Source organism: Inquilinus sp. CAU 1745, from assembly GCF_039839375.1.
Lineage (GTDB): Bacteria > Pseudomonadota > Alphaproteobacteria > DSM-16000 > Inquilinaceae > JBDOQU01.
In genome coordinates this window covers 1-17,119 of record NZ_JBDOQU010000024.1, presented here as the reverse complement: position 1 = coordinate 17,119, position 17,119 = coordinate 1, and the positions used below count along the sequence as shown (strand labels likewise).

Sequence of the window (17,119 nt, the reverse complement as noted above, 5' to 3'; positions counted from 1 at the left end):
GAACCACGCATATTTGATGGGTCCTCGCCTCAATCTCCTCGCAATCCTTCGCGACCTTGGCGGCTGCCCCAAGGCGGAGGGAACGATCCATGCTGAAACGAACGCTGACGGCCCTGATCCTTCTTGCCGCCCATCCGGCGGTTGCCCAGACGCCCCCCACCCAGACGCCTCCCACTGGCGCGGTCGCCGAACTGGACAGCTTCATCGGCACCACCGGCATCCTGTGCGAGAGCGCGCCGTCCGCACTCTGCGTCGACAGCGCCATCGCGTTCGCCGACCGGGATGGCGACGCCCACCTGTCGACGGAGGAACTGTCGGACGTGAAGTCGGCGGTCCAGGACTGGGCCTCCTGGCCCGGCAATCCCGCCAGCCAGCGGGAGCGCGGAATGATCCTGCTGGGCCTTTCGATGATCGAGACGGCGGGGCTGGACAATTTGATCGCCGGCATGGACACCGACGGCGACGGGCTGGTCAGCAGGGCCGAGCTGCTGGCCGACGTCCAACTGGATGAACGCCCGCTGGGCGAGGTCCTGCTGGACCCTGAGGCCGTGGACCGCCGCGCCATCGGCAGGCGCTTCGGCATGCTGGCCCCGATGATCGACGGCTTCTTCCAGTAGACCGGGCGAAGGCCGCGGCGCTAGGCTGCCGGCAAGCGCAACATCATGACGAATCGCGAACCATGGCCAACCGACCGAATCCGCTGAAACTGAACCCGCTGCAATGCCGGACGCTGGCGATCCTCCAGCAGCTTGCGCGGACGCAGGGGCACGCGATGGCCCCGGCGGAGGACGGATCGGTCACGGTCGGCGGCTTCCCGCCGCTGCACGGCAACCATTACCATGTCGGCGACGCCGTGGTGATGGCCGCCGACGCGACAGGTCTGCACAACCCGGCGGTCTTCACCGCGCTGGGCCGGAAGGGCCTGGCGCGCCAGGACATGCCGGGCTCCGCCGTGCTGACGCCGCAGGGACTGGCCTATGACACCGGCCTTTCGGAGAAGGTGCTGCACCGCGCGGATCACTGAGCGGTCACCAGAATCGACGCGGCCATTCCTGAAGGGTGTCAGGAGGTCGCGGGAGCTATCCCATCCCCTCATGGTGAGCCCGTCGAACCATGTGTGCCCCGACCCTTCGACAGGCTCAGGGTGAGGAGATTGGAGAAGGTTCCGCTCATTTCCTCATGGTGAGCCTGTCGAACTATGTCGGCCACGGCCATTGGGACGCCACCGGATCACTCGACGCCAGGCGCTTCCTCCAGAACCACAGGCTCCGGCACGGAGAGGCCGAAGGGCGCGCGGCCGATGAGGCGGTTGGGCGGGCCCGGCTGGGGCGTGATGTAGCAATCCGGCCGGCCGAGGGTGCGATAGCAATAGACCTCCGGCTCCACCCGCGTCGCATAAACATTCGGTTCATAGACGTCGGCATAGCTGGGATTGTAGGTCCGGCAGCCGGCCAGTGCGGCAGCGGCGGCGAGTATGACCGTGGGGAGGGCGAAGGCGCGGATCATGGCGCCGCCAGCATCGCCGCCAATTCTCAAAATATCGCTAATGGACGTCAGGGAAGGCATTCCTGAAACCGCACCGGCGCGCCGCGCGGGCCCTCCAGAAGCTCGTCCTCCCGCATCACCGCCATGCCGCGCACGATTGTCGCGATCGGCCAGCCCGTGACCTCGACGCCGTCATAGGGCGTCCAGGCCGACCGGCTGCGGATCCAGGAATCGGTGATGGTGCGCCGTGCCTTGAGGTCGACGATGGTGAAATCGGCATCGTAGCCGACGACGATCCGCCCCTTGCCGGCGATGCCGAAGATGCGCGCGGGACCGGCGCTGGTCAAATCCACCAGCCGCTCCAGCGTCAACCGGCCGGCCGCGACATGGTCCAGCATCACCGGCACCAGCGTCTGGACGCCGGTCATGCCGCTGGGGCTCTCCGGGTAAGGCTTCGCCTTCTCCTCCAGCGTATGGGGCGCATGGTCGGAGCCCAATACGTCGACCACGCCGGAGGCGATGGCGCGCCACAGCGTATCGCGCTGCGCGGCGTCGCGGATCGGCGGATTCATCTGCGCGCGGGAGCCCAGCCTGTCGTAGCAGTCGGGGCCGGCGAAGGTGAGGTGCTGGGGCGTCGCCTCCACCGTCGCCAGATCCTTGTGGCCGGCGAGGATCGTCATCTCCTCCCCCGTCGTCACATGCAGCACATGCACGCGCCGCCGCGCCGCCGCCGACAGGGAAAGGATACGTTTGGTCGCGCGGACCGCCGTCTCCACGTCCCGCCATTCGGGGTGCATGCGCGCCGGGGCACCGCTTTCCACCATCGTCTTGCGCTCACGGAGCCGCATCTCATCCTCGGCATGGACGGAGACCCGGCGAACGCCGTTCGCCATCACGCGCGCGATCGTGCCGTCATCCTCCGACAGCAGGTCGCCGGTCGACGACCCCATGAAAATCTTGACGCCGGCGCTGCCGGGAAGTCGTTCCAGCTCGGCCAGCCGATGGGCGTTGGCGGCGGTGCCGCCGACGAAGAAGGCATGGTCCACCCAGGCCCGGCCGGCGGCGCGATCCAGCTTGTCCTGGAGCGCTTCCGCGCTGGTGGTCAGCGGGCTGGTGTTCGGCATCTCGAATATGGCGGTCACGCCGCCGGCGGCCGCGCCGGCGGTGCCGGTCTCCAGATCCTCCTTATGCTCGCCGCCCGGCTCCCGGAAATGGACCTGACTGTCGATCACGCCCGGCAGGACGTGGAGGCCTGTGCAATCCTGCGTCTCCGCCGCCTCGGCACGGGACAAATCGCCGAGCGCGGCGATCCGGCCGTCACGCACGCCGATATCGATCGACGCCAGCCCGGCAGGCGTCGCGACGGTGCCACCGCGCAGCAGGAGATCATATCGGTCGGCCATAGGGTCCTCGCGGGGCAAATTGGGATCAGGGGCTTATAGCGAGATGCGCCGGTGCTTGCCAAGGCGGGCGGGCCGGACCAAGTAGGATGGAGCTTCCTTCCGCTCCTGCCCCGGTGCCTCTTCCATGCCCTATTACCAACTGCTTCCCGCCCGTGGCCTCCTGCGCGTCACCGGACCCGACAGGATGGCGTTCCTTCAGGGGATCACGTCCAACGACGTGCGCAAGGCGGCGCCGGATAGGGCCCTGTTCTCAGCCCTGTTGACGCCGCAGGGGAAGTTCCTCCACGACTTCTTCATCCTCGCCGACGAGGAGGGGCTGTGGCTGGAAGTCGATTCGGAGCGGCGGCAGGATCTGCTGCGGCGGCTGAAGATCTACAAGCTGCGATCCAAGGTGACGCTGGAGGATTTCTCCGAAACCTACGAGATCGCCGCCCTGTTCGGGGACGATGCGTTCGTGGCCCTGGACATGCCGCCGGAACCGGGACGCGCCCGGTCCTGGGGGAGCGGGATTCTCTACGTCGATCCGCGGCTGCCGGCGTTGGGCGCGCGCGCGATCCTGCCGCGCGAAGGCGCGGAGGCGATTCTGGCGGCAGCCGGTTTTGCGCCGGCGGCAGGGGACGCCTACGACGCCCATAGGCTGGCGCTGGGCGTGCCCGATGGCAGCCAGGACCTCACGGTCGAGAAATCGACCCTGCTGGAAAGCAACTACGACGAGTTGAACGGCATCGCCTGGGACAAGGGCTGCTATCTGGGCCAGGAACTGACGGCGCGGACTAAATATCGCGGACTGGTCAAGAAGCGGCTTGTGTCGGCCAAGGTCGACGGGCCGCTGCCGGAGCCCGGCACGCCGATCCGCCGGGACGGGCGGGAGGTCGGAGAGATCCGCAGCGGCCGGGACGGCCGGGCGATGGCGCTGGTGAGGCTGGACGCGCTGGACGCGACCGGGCTGACCGCCGGGGACGCCCGGATCGCCGTGGAGACGCCCGGCTATGTCAGGCTGCCTCAGCCCAGCGACGGCTGAGGACCGGCCGGCCGCCGGACCATCTCGTCTATCAGCTTCTGGATCAGCGCCAGGGTGAAGGTCTCCGGCCCGCGCGCCGTCCGGACGAAGGCGCCGATGCCGCCGATCACGCTCTGGCGATAATAGAATTCCAGCCAGTCATATTCATTGAGGATGGCGAGCGCGTTGATGGTGACGCCGTTCTGTTCCGCCAGGTCGCGGGCCAGCGCCGGGTCCAGACCTGCATTGGAGAAGCCGTTGCTGGTGAGGTCGATCGTGCGCTGGAGCGCGTCATAGCCATTGTCTTCGAACAGGGCGAGGCTGTCGCGGATCGCGCTGCCGATCGCCGTCGCGCCGACCTTGATGTCGCGCGGCGCGTTCTCGACCTCATCGGCGAAGGCGGCGACCTCCTCGGTCGAAGACAGCCTCGTCCACGGCACCAGAACCTGAAGGCTGTTGGGGTCGGAGAAGGTGGCGACCGCCACCGCGATCGCTCCGGCCGGACCCGACGTAATCGCCGAGGCGACGCCTTCGTCCCGAAGTGCGGCGGCGTGCCCGCGTAGCTGGAATTCCAGGACATTGTCGGAAATGCTGGCCGACGCATCGATCAGGAGGATCAGTTCCAGGTCGACCGGTTCGTCCTGGGCCCGCGCCGGCAGGGCGAAGGCGGCGAAAGCAAAGAGCAGCGCGGCGAAACGGAAGGGCATCGACATATCCAGTGTCAGGGGGACAACCCGTTGTCGCCAAGGAATGTGTCGAAATCGGACCAGAAGCGATTCCGGATCGCATCCCGCTCCATCAGAATTTCGTGAAGCGACCCCGGATAGGTTCTGATCGTCCCCAGCGGCAAGGATTTAGCGACCTCGTGCTGGGCGGCGTTGCTGACCAGCCGTTCGATCCCCGCGCTGAGCAGCAAGACCGGCCGGTCGATCCCACCCGCATAGGACGGGTCGCGGAGGATGGTGGCGGAGCGGAAGGAAGCGTCCAGCCAGCCCCAGGTCACGCCGCCGAGCCGCAGTTCCGGCCGCTCCCGGAACGCCGCGCGATGCACCTCGAATCGCGCGGGGTCGGAGGTCAGCCTGTTGCCCTCGAAGTGATGGGCGGACGGATCGTAGTCGCCATGGCCTGGCGCGTAGCGGGCGGCGAAGCCCCGCCAGACCGCCAGGGCGGCGGCCGTGCGCGTCGTCCACCTCGCAAAGGCGCCGGGCAGGATGTCGATCATCGGCGCGGTCAGGATCGCGGCGTTCGCCCGGCCCGGATGTTCGGCCATGAAGCGCAGGGCCAGATGCCCGCCCATGGAATGACCAAGAAGGATGACCGGTCCGGCCGGCCCGGCGTGGGCCAGAATCTCGTCCAGATCGGCGACCCAGATCTCGAAATCGTCGATATGGCCCTTCTGCCGTTCCGGCAGGACGCGGTCGGACAGCCCCTGCCCCCGCCAATCGAAGCTGAGGACTTCGAAGCCGCGCGCCAGAAGGTCGTTCGCCGTCTCCTGATATTTCTCCAGAAACTCCGAGCGCCCATGGAGAAGGACGACCGTGCCGCGTCCGTCGCCGGGCGGCGACCACCGGCCGATACGCACTTTCTTGCCGTCGCGGAGGGTGAGGAAGTCGGTTTCCATGGCCGCAGGACCATGCCCGCCCCCCGACCAACCGGTAAAGGAGGAAGTGGACAGCCGCGCCGCCGCCACCTAACAAGAGCGCCGATCACGCCTCACGATGGAGCCAGCCGCCCATGGCCGATTTTCATGCCGACACCGCCCGCGCCGCCTCCCGCATCCTTCTGGAAACCAGGGCCGTGCTGTTCCGGCCGGAAGAGCCCTTCATCTTCACCTCGGGCCGGGCGAGCCCGGTCTATGTCGATTGCCGGCACCTGATCGGCTTCCCACGCGCCCGCGCCGCGCTGATGGACATGGCGATGGACCTGCTGGCCCGCGACGCGGGGTACGAGGCGTTCGACAATGTCGCCGGCGGCGAGACGGCGGGCATCCCCTTCTCGGCCTGGATCGCGGAGCGACTGTCGCTGCCGATGAGCTATGTGCGGAAGAAGCCGAAGGGGTTCGGCCGCGACGCGCAGATCGAGGGCGGTGCGGTGGACGGCGCGCGGGTGCTGCTGGTCGAGGATTTGGCGACCGACGGAGGATCGAAGATCAACTTCATCAACGCGCTGCGCCATGCCGGCGCGGAGGTGGCGCACTGCTTCGTCGTCTTCCACTACGGCATCTTCAAGCAGTCGGTGGACAGCTTGGCGGCGGAGGGGGTGAAGCTGCACGCGCTGGCGACCTGGCATGACGTGATCGAGGCCGCGGAGGCCGAGGGCTACTTCCCCGGATCGACGATCGCCGAGGTCAGGAGCTTCCTCGCCGACCCGATCTCCTGGTCCAGGGCCCATGGCGGAAAGGAGGACTGACCTCCCTCCCGCCCTGAAACCCATATGTTCAGGCTCGCTTCAGGCCGCTTTCCACGAGGCTCGCCAGGAGGCTGGCCCCGATGGGCAGGATCTCGTCGTTGAAATCATAGCGGGGGTTGTGGACGTTGCAGGCGCTGGGACCGCCGGCCTGCCCCAGGAACAGGTAGGCCCCCGGCCGCTTGTTCAGCATGAAGGAGAAATCCTCCGCGCCCATGGACGGTTCGGCGTCCATCGATACCTTGTCGGCCCCGACCACCTCGCGCGCGACGGATGCCACCTTCTCCGCCTGGGCGTCGTGATTGACGGTGGCGGGGTAGCCTTCATGGAAGACGAATTCAGCCTCAGCCTCGAACGCCTTGGCGATCCCCTTGGCCAGCCGCTCCATGCCGGCCGTCAGGTACGCCCTCACCTCCGGGTCGAATGAGCGGAGGGTGCCCGACAGGGAGGCCTCCTCTGCGATCACGTTGTAGGTGCTGCCGGCATGAATCTGCGCGACGGTGATGACCGCGCTCTTCAACGGATCGGTCTGGCGGCTGACCAGCGTCTGATAGGCCTGGATGATCTGGGCCGCGATCACCACCGGGTCGTTCGCCTTGTGCGGCATCGCCGCATGGCCGCCGCGCGCCCGGATCGTCACGTCGAACTTGTCCGCCGCCGCCATGATGGGGCCGGGCCGCAGCCCCACCGTGCCGGCCGGCAGTTCCGGCCAGTTGTGCAGGGCGTAGACCTCATCGCAATGGAACTTGTCGAACAGCCCTTCCTCGACCATCGCGCGGCCACCGCCGGCGCCTTCCTCGGCGGGCTGGAAGATGAAATGCACGATGCCGTCGAAATTCCGCGTCTCCGACAGGTACTTGGCCGCGCCCAGCAGCATGGAGGTGTGCCCATCATGGCCGCAGCCATGGAACTTGCCGGGAACCGTGGACTTCCACGGCACGTCGTTCTCCTCATTCATCGGCAGCGCGTCCATGTCGGCGCGCAGGCCGATCGTCCGGCCGCCGTCGCCGCGCCCGCGCAACACGCCGACGACCCCCGTTTTGCCGAGCCCGCGATGGACCTCCACGCCCCAGGATTCCAGCTTCTCAGCCACCAGGGCGGAGGTGCGGACCTCCTCGAATGCGGTTTCGGGATGGGCGTGGATGTCCCGTCGCCACCCGGTCATTTCATCCTTGAGGGCGGCGATGGAATTGATGATCGGCATGGATATCGAACCTTGTCTGCGGGGGGATTATCCTGAGTGGAGGCGGCATTCTGCGGCGTCCTCCGAAGGACGGCAATGGGGTTCCGCCTGCCCTATATGCGCGAGGGCTCCGGCACGTCGGCCAGCCGCCGGTCGATGTCGGCCGCTTCCGGCAGGCTTTCCTGTGCGCCCAGCGCCAGGCAGGCCAGGCCTGCGCCCACGCTGGCCCGGCGCAGCGCTTCAGGGAGGCCACGCCCCCGGTCGAGCGCCGCCGTCAGCGCGCCGACGAAGGCGTCGCCGGCCCCGGTCGTGTCCACCGGACGGACCCGCAGCGGCGCGACCTTCCACAGCATGTCGCCCTCGGCCGCGATGGCGCCCGCCGCGCCCAGCGTGACCACGCAGATAAGGCCCGCCTCCGCCGCCAGCCGGCGGGCCAGATACTCCGGACCTCCGCCATCGATCCCCAGATCGCCGGCGACCGAACGGGCCTCATGTTCGTTGACGATCAGAACATCCAGCGCCCGCAGCGCGTCGGCGGGGACAGGCGCCGCCGGCGCCACGTTCAGCACGGTGCGCATGCCCGCCGCGCGGGCTCGGCGCAGCGCGGCCCAGATCTGGTCGGCCGGAACTTCCATCTGCATCAGCAGCGTGCCGCCTTCCGCCAGCAGATCGTCGGGCAGGTCGGCGGCGGCCGTCTCGAGATTCGCGCCGCTGGCGACGGCGATGAAATTCTCCGCGGCAGAATCGACGCAGATATAGGCGATCCCTGTGGGCTCCCCACCGCGCCGCAGGCAGCGGACATCGACCGCGTTCCGCTGAAGGTTCTCCGCCAGCCGGTCGCCGAATCCATCTGTCCCGACCGTACCCACCATCGCCACGGACGCGCCGGCCCGCGCGGCCGCGACCGCCTGGTTGGCGCCCTTACCGCCGGGCTTGGTGGCGTAGGATCGGGTCAGCACCGTCTCACCAGGCCCCGGCAGGGCGGGGACGGTCATCACCAGATCCATGTTCAGCGAACCGAAAACGACGATCATGACAACTCCAGAATTCGACCGGCGGCGACTGTAGTGCGGGCCGGCGCGGCGAGCCAGACCAAGCGTCGGTTGAAAATTTCCGTCGGCCGTTAAATCATTCTCCATACGGACCCTGTATGATCCTCCGGCTTTTCGGATTGGGTTGTCCCAGACCTTCGGAGGATCGGGCGGGATGGGTGACTATTATGGAGAGGCGCTGCCGCTGGAAACGATGACGGACCAGCGTCTCGTTCGCGCCTACCGCTACTGGCTGGACCATTGCCACGGCCACCCTTTCCCCGCACGAACGGATATCGCGCCGGAGGAAATGACGCCCTTTCTCAGCAACGTGATGCTGATCAACGTGCGCCACGACCCGCTGGACTTCGTCTATCGCGTGTTCGGCACCAGCATCGCCGTCGCCCACGGGGCGGACTACACCGGCAAATCGGTCCGGAACCTCGATCCGCCGGAGTTCTCGGCCATCATCTGGAGGCAGTACAAGGACGTGCTGGATCGCGGGACGCCGGTCCTGCACAGGGTGGTGTTCGCGCCCGCCGACGCCTACCGGAACTACCAGCGGATCACCATGCCGCTGTCGTCCGACGGCAGGACCATCGACAAGCTGCTCGCCGTGTCGGACGAGGATCATTCCTTCTGGGAGAAGAAGGCCACCGCAAGCGGCTGAAAGCCAGCGGAAGCGACATGGTGACGCGCGAAGAAGACAAAAGCCGGCCAAGCGGCTAGGTTCCCGCCGCTTCCCATCGGGAGTAGAGTGGTTCGACCGATGCGCACGCCCCGTCATCTTGATGTCGGGCCGTTCGTCCGTTCCGAAGGTCCAGAGATGAATTACGACGATATCTTCCGCAACGCGATCACCGGCCTTCAGGCCGAGGGCCGGTACCGGTATTTCGCGGAGCTGGAACGCCAGGCTGGCGCCTTCCCCAAGGCGCGGCACCACGGTTTCGGCCTGCCCGCCATCCCCGGCGATGGCGACGAGGACGTGACCGTCTGGTGCTCCAACGACTATCTGGGCATGGGCCAGCATCCGTCCGTTCTGGCGGCGATGAAGGACGCGGTGGACCGCTACGGCGCGGGCGCCGGCGGCACGCGCAACATCTCCGGCACCAACCACGTCCATGTGAAGCTGGAGCGGGAGCTGGCGGACCTTCACGGCAAGGAATCAGCCGTTCTCTTCACCTCCGGCTACATCTCCAACGAAGCCGCCCTCTCGACGCTGGCCAAGCTGATCCCGGACTGCGTAGTCTTCTCCGACGCGCTGAACCACGCCTCCATGATCGCCGGCATCCGGCATTCCGGCGCCGAGAAGCACATCTTCCGCCATAACGATCCCGACCATCTGGATCATCTGATGGCCCGCTATGCCGCCGGCCGGCCGAAGCTGGTGGCGTTCGAAAGCGTCTATTCGATGGATGGCGACATCGCCCCGATCGCCGAGATCTGCGACGTGGCCGACCGGCACGGCGCGATGACCTATCTGGACGAGGTCCATGCCGTGGGCATGTACGGCCCGCGCGGCGGCGGCGTCGCCGAGCGCGAGGGGCTGATGGACCGGCTGACGGTGATCGAGGGCACGTTGGGCAAGGCGTTCGGCGTCATGGGCGGCTACATCACCGGATCGGCCTCGCTGGTCGATGTGGTGCGTAGCTTCGCCCCCGGCTTCATCTTCACCACCGCCATGCCGCCGGCGATCGCGGCCGGCGCGCTGGCCAGCGTCCGCCATCTGAAGGCGAGCCGGGAGGAGCGCGACCGGCACCAGGAGCGCGCGGCGCGGCTGAAGAAGCTGCTGGCCGACGCGCGGCTTCCGGTCATGCCATCGGTCAGCCACATCGTGCCGGTGCTGGTCGGCGACGCGCGGCTGTGCAAGCAGGCCAGCGACGAGTTGCTGTCCCGCCACCAGATCTACGTCCAGCCCATCAACTTCCCGACCGTCCCGCGCGGGACGGAGCGCCTGCGGATAACGCCGACGCCGTTCCATGACGACCTCCAGATGGCCCGTCTGGTCGACGCGCTGAAGGATGTCTGGGGACGGCTGGCGATCAGCGCCGCGGCCTGATCCCCAGCCCATGAACCGGGAAGCACCCCTGTCGCCGAAGCAGGCGCTGAGGCTATGCGCGCTGGGCGAGTTGATGCAGCATGGCGCGCTGACCTATGGCGACCTGGCCCAGCGGGTGCGCGACTTCACCAACCATCTGGTCGGGCCGACGCTGGACATGATGGGCGGGTCGCTGGAACTGCTGCGCTATGACGGGCTGATCGAGCCGGTCGACGACGCGCCGGAGAGCGAGGCGCGCCTGTCCCTGACGGACGATGGCCGGAAGGAATTTTCCGCCCTCATGGAGCAGGGGCTGAGCACGCCCTTCAACGAGACCGTCAAGCTGGTGGTGACGCTGAAGCTGCGCTTCCTCCACCTGCTGCCGGCGGACTGGCGGCAAGCCCGCGCCGTCGCCCTTGCCCGAATCTATGAGCAGGAGGCCGAACGCCTTCGCGACCTCCGGGAGAAATACGCCGGGGAATCCGAACATCTCGGGCCGTGGCTGGACCATGACATCGCGCAGTATGAGCGCCGGGTCGCCTGGTTCCAGGATCTAGCCCGGCGGCTCCAGGGATGACGCTGGCCCTGGAAATTCTAATCATCCTGGGGCTCTGCGCATTCCTGTTCCCGTCGATCCGCCGCCGCCTGAAAGGCTCGGCGCTGGTCATCGCCGGGGCGATCTTCCTCACGCTGGCGGTGATCGTGCTGTCGCAATAGGCGTTCGGTTTGCCCTTCCCATCCCTCATGGTGAGCTTGTCGAACCATGTGGGCACACATCCTTCGACAAGCTCAGGATGAGGGTAAGAATTTTGGTATAAGCTACTGATAATTTTAAAAAATAACTCACTCAATAGAGGTGCTGGCCGCCGGTGACGAAGATTTCCGTACCGGTCACGTAGGCGCTTTCCTCCGTGCACAGGTAGAAGATGACGGACGCCACGTCGCGCGGACGGCCCAGCCTGCCCATTGGAATGCGCGGCAGCAGCGCGTCGGTTTCCGGCGACAGCATCGCGGTTTCGATCTCTCCCGGCGCGACGGCGTTGACCCGCACCCCCAACTCCGCGAATTCCACCGACATCTCACGCGTCAGGGAGGAAAGGGCGGCCTTCGAGGTCGAGTAGGCCGAGCCGGCGAAGGGGTGGACGGAATGGCCGGCGACCGAGGTCACGTTGACGATCGCGCCCGGCCCCTTGGCCAACGCCGCCGCGAAGCCGCGCGCCAGCACGATCGGCGCGAAGAAGTTCAGTTCGAACACCTCGCGCCAGTTGGCGATGTCGCCGTTCAGGCAACCCAGCCGCTCCTTGTAGGGCGTCTTGGGCGACATACCAGCGTTGTTGACCAGCGCGAACAGCGGATCGCCGTCCAGCGCCTCGTTCGCCAGCCGCACGAATTCAGCCCGACTGTCCGGATCGGCGAGATCGGCGCTGATATGATGCGTCCAGTTCGGGTCGCGCTGGCATTCGGCCGGCACCTCCTCCCGACTGACGGTGATAATCCGCCAGCCGGCGTCGGAGAAGCGCTTCACGGTGGAGTGGCCGATGCCGCGGCTGGCGCCGGTCAGGATCAGGGTCTGTCGGGGGCTCGTCATGGCCGCGACCCTACCCCGGCCGGCGGCCGGTTGCCAGCATCCCTAATGGGCCATCAGCACCGGAATGCCGGCATGGTTCAGCACATGGCGGGTGACGCCGCCGAAGACCATCTCGCGCAGCCGGCCGTGGGTGTAGCCGCCCATCACCAGCAGGTCCGCGCCGTCCGAGGTGGTTGCCTCCAGGATCGTCTCCCCGACCGAACGATTTTCGGCATTAAGCGGCCGGTTAATCGCGTCGATGCCGTGCCAGGCGAGATATTGCCGCAGGCGGTGGCCCACCGAAACGTCAGTGCGGGAGGTGGCGACGGTGAGGATGCTGACGCTGTCCGCCCGCTTCAGGAACGGCCGCGCCCCGGCGACGGCGCGGGCGGCCTGGAGGCTGCCATTCCAGGCGATGCAGACCGACCGGCCGATGGCCCCCATGGGTTCCCCGGTCGGCTCCCCAATCGGCTCCGGCGGGGCCAGCAGCAGCGGCTTGCCGCCGCCCATCAGCGCGGCTTCCAGCGTCGCGGAAAGGCGCGCATCGTCGAAGGCCCGGCCTTCATGGCTGAGCACCACGAGATCGGCCAGCCGGCTGGCGACGGCGACCACGTCCCGCTCCCGCCCGTCGTCGCAGCGCCATGAGGCGCTGGCGCGGCCGTCGGGCGTGGGCACGTCGCGTTCGTCCACGTCCAGCGCCCGGCGCGCCGCGTCATAGCATTCCCGCGCCGCCGCCTCGCGGTCGAGCGATTCGTTCTCCGCCGTCTGCATCAGCTGCTCGATCATCCCGGCGGTGACGCCCTCTCCCACCAGGGGCACGGCCTCCGTCGGCGGGATGCGGGCGAACAGCACCTCGACATGGGCGGAGAAGGAGGCGGCGACCTGGAAGGCGGTCTGGATCGTCACGGGGTCGGACGTGCCCCCCGACAGCGGGGCGAGGATGGTGTTGATCGACATCACGAGGCCTCCGGTTCCGACGGATTGTAGTTCCTGTCAGTGTCCGTCAATCCGCGCCGTGACGCCAGTCCCCGCGCCGCCAGCCCTCGCGCCGCTGTCCCTGTCCTGGCGATATGCGCCCGGCGTGACGCCGAAGGCCGCGCGGAAGCAGCGACTGAAATAGGTCGGATCGTCGAAGCCCCGCGACCCGGCGATGGCGGTCACGCTGCGGCCATCCTGGCGAGGATCGGAGAGATCCTGCGCACACCGCTCCAGCCGCTGCCGCCTCAACCACAGCGTCAGCGTCGTTCCTTCCCCCTTGAACAACCGCTGGAGCTTGCGGTCGGCGATCCCGAACCGGCTGGCGACCGACGGGGCGGCGATGTCCTCGGCCAGATGGGTGATCAGGTACGATTTGATGGTGGCCAGCAGAACCTTGTCGGAATCAGGCGGCGGCGTTCCCGGCGCGGTCGACCCCGGTCCCGGCATGAGCGCGGCCGCCGCCAGACCGAGGAAATTGTCATAGAGCCGGTTTTCGTCGCCGATCCCGTCACCGCCCCTGTCCCCGTTATCGACCGACGATTCCAGCGCGGAGAGGAAAGCCGCGATGGCCGGCCCGGCGGGCGCGCCGATCACTTTCCCATGGGCGGCCTCCGACTCCGGCAGCAGGGCGAGAATGTCCCTTCTCAGCACCAGCGCCGAGACGTAGTCGAAGTCCCGCCTGAATTCCAACGCGAAGGGCTGTCCGCCATCGACGAAGGAAACGCCGCCGCGCGGCACCGTCGCCACGCCGCCGGCATGGTGCAGGAACCCCGTCCCCCGGATCATCGTGCTGACGAACAGCCAGCTTTCGTCCCCGGCCGATATCTCCGCCTCTCCCCGGACGATGCGCTGACGGCGCGATCGAACGCGAAGAAAGGCCGTCGGCCCGAAGGCGCGCAGGCGGAAATCGCCCCGGAAATCATCCGGACGGAACACCTCCGTCCGCACGGGGAACACCTGGCGGGTGAGCATGTCCGACCATGCGGGGACGCGATCGGGTTCAGGAACGGTATCTGTCGACCAGCGAATATCCATGTCGCTGGAGTCCAATGCATTTTGTCGCTGGGGTCAAGGCGGGCGGCGGCGGGCTCTGGTAAGCCTGTCGGCGGGAGACAGGCAGTCAATTCAAGGGGGATGGGACGGTGAGGATTTCCAGGAGCGCGCTGGCCGGGTCGGCGGCGGCGATCGCCATGCTGTGCGGCCAGCCGGCCATTGCCGAAGAGCCGCAGGGGCAGCCGTCATGGGGCCCGCATATCGATTTCGAGGGGCGGTGGGGCGGCGACCGCAATCTGGGCGAGGTCGATCTGTTCCTGCCGCTGTGGCAGGACGGCCGCTCGCTGCTGTTCGGCGACATCCGCACCCGGCTGGACAATCAGGGCAGCCGGGAAGGCAATTTCGGCATCGGCTACCGCCGCATGCTGGACAATGGCTGGAATCTCGGCGGCTACGGCTTCTTCGATTTGCGCCGCACCGACGACGACAATCTGTTCCGCCAGGCAACGCTGGGCGTGGAGGCCTTGTCCTTCGACTGGGACTTCCGCGCCAACGCCTACCTGCCGCTGGGCGACACCTCCAAGAGCCTGCCCTCGACCGGCAGCGATCCCTATGCCGAGTTGCAGAGCGGCACCATCCAGGTGGTCACCCCCGGCGTCACCCTGCGCGAGGAACAGGCCATGGCCGGCTTCAACGTAGAGGTCGGCCGACGTGTGCCCGTGTTCCCGGCCGACAGCGGAACGCAGCTTCGCGCCTATGCCGGCTTCTATCACTTCACCGCCGACGGGGCCGAAGACGTCACCGGTCCCCGGCTGCGGCTGGAGTTGACGGTGAACGAGGTTCCGGCCTTGTGGCCGGGGGCCCGGCTGACGCTGGGCGCGGAACTCCAGCATGACGACGTTCGCGACACCGAAGGCTTCCTGCTGGCCCGGCTGCGCGTCCCGCTCTACGAGGTCGAGGACCGGCCCCGCCTGCCGGCGCCGGTGTCGCCGCGGACCCATCAGATCCGCCGCATGACCGACCCGATCGTCCGCGACATCGACATCGTCGCCCAGACCGTGACGATCGGCCAGACGCCCGAACAGCGGGAGTTCGCCGTCGACCCCCGCACCGGCCTGCCCTACGCCGCCGTCGAAAGCTTCGACGCCGCCACCGTCAGCGAAGCCGACATGCGCGCCGCCGTCAATTCCATGGACAACAGCATCATCATCCTCAATGGCGACTTCGCCGTCACCGACCCTATTTATATGGCCGACAGCCAAACACTCATCGGCGGCGGTGGGACCATGCCGGTTCAGGGCGAAACCTCCGGAACCATCGTCTCCTTCACCGCGCCGGGACAAACCGGATCGGTGAGCGGCAATCTCGGCCTGTCCGCAATCACCTATGCGGGGACAGACGGCGCACTACGCAACCTGACCATCGTGAACCATTCTCCGACAGGCGGCAGCGTTAACGGCTATGGCAACAACATCACGATCGCCGACAATCATATTGTGTCAAGCGGAAGAGGGATTTTCTTCGAGGCATCCGAACATGGCGCGATCAGTGGCAACGTCGTCCGTACAACGGGTGACGGTAACAACGGAATCGCGATCTACCAGTCCAAGGGAGTCAGAGTCAGCGACAATATTGTCACGACTTCTGGAGAGAATTCATACGGCGTCTACTTCTTCGACCACTCCGACGATGGCGTTGTCAGCGGCAACAGAATCACAACCTATAGTTCAGACGCGGATGGCATTTACTTCGAGAATTCCGATAAGGGCGTGGCGCGTGATAATGCCATCGCGACAGCCGGGGAGGATGCCGATGGCATCTATTTCCGGCAGTCTAATAACGGCGTCGCCAGCGATAATGTCATCACGACAATGGGGGATGATGCTGATGGCATCAACTTTCTAGATTCTGACAATGGCGCAGCCAGCGATAATGCCATCAGGACATCCGGCGAGAATGCGGAAGGCGTCTTTATTAGTGTGTCCAATTCAGCAGATGTGACCGGAAACAGTGTCGTCACGGGCGGCGCAAACGCCCACGGCATCGTTTTGGGTATGTCTGGCGACGGAACGATTAGCGGAAATGTGATTGTCACCCAGGGGGCGGACAGCTTCGGGATTGAGTTGGGGCCGTCCTATTCAACCACGATCGCGGAGAACAGGATACAAACCGGGGTAGCGACAGCACATGGTCTCGCCATTATCGGCGAGGCGGATGATCTTATCGTCCGCGACAACACGTTCGGGCCAATCGGGGAAGACGCCATTTCCGTCGAGGATGACGTCAGCTTCGTCCCCGACAGTTCCACCGGCAATATTGTGAGCGGGACGATTGGCGGCGCGACGTGCGACATCGACATCGGCGTGTTCGCCACGGGTACAGTTTCCTTCACCGATGGAACGCTCTGCTACCCCTGACGCCTGTACGGCGGCGGGCTCTCGCGCCCGCCGCCGGCCGTTCGGTCAGGAGACCGGGATCACCTTCGGCAGGTCCATGTCCATGATCGCCATGTGGAAATCATAGGAAACCTCGCCATCCTCGTCGTCGCGGAAGACGACGCCGATGAATTCGTCGCCCAGCATCACCTCGGCGCTGTCGTCCTTGGTCGATCGCTGGCGGATGGCGATGGTGGTGTTGCCGAACTTCTCGCGCAGATAATGCTCGACGCGAAGGACTTCGCTTTTGGTCACTGAGGCTACTCCGAAGGAATCAGAATGGTTCGGCGCGGCCCAATGGCCGCCCGTCACTCCCTATGTAAGGCCATGGGGCGGGCAAGCCAACCGTTCAGGTTTTTCCCGGGGGACAGGACGGCTTCCTAACGCAGTTCCTCACCTTGAGCTTGTCGAAAGGTGTGGGCACACATGGTTCGACAGGCTCACCATGAGGAGGAAAGCGACGCTCCTGCCTTTTCCCGTCATTCCAGCGGAGGCTGGCAACTGTGTTGTCAGGCCCAGGCTTTACGGTCTCTGAGCATGGCGTTGAGGTGGGTGAGGAGCTTTCTGGCGACGGCGATGATGGCGACTTTCTTGGTGAGT

Annotated in this window: 19 protein-coding genes; 9 read left to right on the top strand and 10 right to left on the bottom strand. The window is 66.6% G+C overall.

All coding sequences use genetic code 11. The features are described 5' to 3' along the window. Positions 1-89 precede the first annotated feature (89 nt). Both AAFN89_RS20160 and AAFN89_RS20155 read left to right on the top strand, forming a co-directional pair. Complete coding sequence (locus AAFN89_RS20160; RefSeq protein WP_347541023.1) at positions 90-617, top strand: hypothetical protein; 528 nt, start codon at positions 90-92, stop codon at positions 615-617. A 62-nt stretch (positions 618-679) separates the two neighbouring features. Further along, the gene (locus tag AAFN89_RS20155) at positions 680-1,024 is read left to right on the top strand and encodes a hypothetical protein (RefSeq protein ID WP_347541022.1); all 345 of its coding nucleotides are present in this window, start codon (positions 680-682) and stop codon (positions 1,022-1,024) included. Positions 1,025-1,230: 206 nt separating this feature from the next. Here the strand turns inward: AAFN89_RS20155 and AAFN89_RS20150 are convergent, their stop codons facing one another. Further along, the gene (locus AAFN89_RS20150) at positions 1,231-1,506 is read right to left on the bottom strand and encodes a hypothetical protein (RefSeq protein WP_347541021.1); all 276 of its coding nucleotides are present in this window, start codon (positions 1,504-1,506) and stop codon (positions 1,231-1,233) included. A 47-nt stretch (positions 1,507-1,553) separates the two neighbouring features. Further along, positions 1,554-2,888: a dihydroorotase gene (locus tag AAFN89_RS20145; RefSeq protein WP_347541020.1), complete on the bottom strand. Its 1,335-nt coding sequence runs from the start codon at positions 2,886-2,888 to the stop codon at positions 1,554-1,556. A 124-nt stretch (positions 2,889-3,012) separates the two neighbouring features. Here AAFN89_RS20145 and AAFN89_RS20140 point away from each other — a divergent pair, with 124 nt between their 5' ends. Further along, on the top strand, positions 3,013-3,909 hold the full coding sequence (locus AAFN89_RS20140; RefSeq protein ID WP_347541019.1) for a folate-binding protein: 897 nt from the start codon (positions 3,013-3,015) through the stop codon (positions 3,907-3,909). On the opposite strand, the gene AAFN89_RS20135 is transcribed toward AAFN89_RS20140, so the two are convergent. Continuing rightward, on the bottom strand, positions 3,891-4,595 hold the full coding sequence (locus AAFN89_RS20135; protein WP_347541018.1) for a DUF1194 domain-containing protein: 705 nt from the start codon (positions 4,593-4,595) through the stop codon (positions 3,891-3,893). The two genes, AAFN89_RS20140 and AAFN89_RS20135, sit on opposite strands and share 19 nt — an antisense overlap. A gap of 14 nt (positions 4,596-4,609) precedes the next feature. Beyond that, positions 4,610-5,509: an alpha/beta hydrolase gene (locus AAFN89_RS20130; RefSeq protein WP_347541017.1), complete on the bottom strand. Its 900-nt coding sequence runs from the start codon at positions 5,507-5,509 to the stop codon at positions 4,610-4,612. Between the two features lie 113 nt (positions 5,510-5,622). Between AAFN89_RS20130 and AAFN89_RS20125 the strand changes: the two genes are divergently transcribed. Next, complete coding sequence (locus AAFN89_RS20125; RefSeq protein ID WP_347541016.1) at positions 5,623-6,297, top strand: orotate phosphoribosyltransferase; 675 nt, start codon at positions 5,623-5,625, stop codon at positions 6,295-6,297. 28 nt (positions 6,298-6,325) lie between these two features. Here the strand turns inward: AAFN89_RS20125 and AAFN89_RS20120 are convergent, their stop codons facing one another. Both AAFN89_RS20120 and AAFN89_RS20115 read right to left on the bottom strand, forming a co-directional pair. Beyond that, entirely contained in the window at positions 6,326-7,498 is a 1,173-nt protein-coding gene (locus tag AAFN89_RS20120) for a M20 aminoacylase family protein (RefSeq protein ID WP_347541015.1), read from the bottom strand. A 92-nt stretch (positions 7,499-7,590) separates the two neighbouring features. Beyond that, on the bottom strand, positions 7,591-8,511 hold the full coding sequence (locus tag AAFN89_RS20115) for a ribokinase (protein WP_347541014.1): 921 nt from the start codon (positions 8,509-8,511) through the stop codon (positions 7,591-7,593). 172 nt (positions 8,512-8,683) lie between these two features. Between AAFN89_RS20115 and AAFN89_RS20110 the strand changes: the two genes are divergently transcribed. From AAFN89_RS20110 to AAFN89_RS20095, 4 genes are all read left to right on the top strand, one after another. Next, positions 8,684-9,178 carry a PAS domain-containing protein gene (locus tag AAFN89_RS20110; RefSeq protein WP_347541013.1) on the top strand — a complete coding sequence of 165 codons (495 nt, stop codon included), beginning with the start codon at positions 8,684-8,686 and terminating at the stop codon, positions 9,176-9,178. Between the two features lie 156 nt (positions 9,179-9,334). After that, complete coding sequence (gene hemA, locus AAFN89_RS20105; protein WP_347541012.1) at positions 9,335-10,567, top strand: 5-aminolevulinate synthase; 1,233 nt, start codon at positions 9,335-9,337, stop codon at positions 10,565-10,567. Positions 10,568-10,577: 10 nt separating this feature from the next. Further along, the gene (locus AAFN89_RS20100) at positions 10,578-11,123 is read left to right on the top strand and encodes a hypothetical protein (protein ID WP_347541011.1); all 546 of its coding nucleotides are present in this window, start codon (positions 10,578-10,580) and stop codon (positions 11,121-11,123) included. Then, on the top strand, positions 11,120-11,263 hold the full coding sequence (locus AAFN89_RS20095) for a hypothetical protein (RefSeq protein WP_347541010.1): 144 nt from the start codon (positions 11,120-11,122) through the stop codon (positions 11,261-11,263). Before AAFN89_RS20100 ends, AAFN89_RS20095 begins: the two co-directional genes overlap by 4 nt. A gap of 130 nt (positions 11,264-11,393) precedes the next feature. Here the strand turns inward: AAFN89_RS20095 and AAFN89_RS20090 are convergent, their stop codons facing one another. Genes AAFN89_RS20090 through AAFN89_RS20080 form a run of 3 tightly spaced genes read right to left on the bottom strand, consistent with a single transcriptional unit; the run spans position 11,394 to position 14,126 of the window. Further along, a complete protein-coding gene (locus AAFN89_RS20090) occupies positions 11,394-12,134 on the bottom strand; it encodes an SDR family oxidoreductase (protein WP_347541009.1) in 741 nt (246 codons plus the stop codon). A 42-nt stretch (positions 12,135-12,176) separates the two neighbouring features. Beyond that, positions 12,177-13,070, bottom strand: a complete 894-nt coding sequence (locus AAFN89_RS20085) for a universal stress protein (RefSeq protein ID WP_347541008.1) — start codon at positions 13,068-13,070, stop codon at positions 12,177-12,179. 36 nt (positions 13,071-13,106) lie between these two features. Beyond that, positions 13,107-14,126: an AraC family transcriptional regulator gene (locus AAFN89_RS20080; RefSeq protein ID WP_347541007.1), complete on the bottom strand. Its 1,020-nt coding sequence runs from the start codon at positions 14,124-14,126 to the stop codon at positions 13,107-13,109. Positions 14,127-14,233: 107 nt separating this feature from the next. Between AAFN89_RS20080 and AAFN89_RS20075 the strand changes: the two genes are divergently transcribed. Continuing rightward, complete coding sequence (locus AAFN89_RS20075; protein WP_347541006.1) at positions 14,234-16,501, top strand: NosD domain-containing protein; 2,268 nt, start codon at positions 14,234-14,236, stop codon at positions 16,499-16,501. A gap of 45 nt (positions 16,502-16,546) precedes the next feature. Here AAFN89_RS20075 and AAFN89_RS20070 read toward each other — a convergent pair whose 3' ends face one another. Next, positions 16,547-16,774, bottom strand: a complete 228-nt coding sequence (locus tag AAFN89_RS20070; protein ID WP_347541005.1) for a DUF3126 family protein — start codon at positions 16,772-16,774, stop codon at positions 16,547-16,549. Positions 16,775-17,119 lie beyond the last annotated feature (345 nt).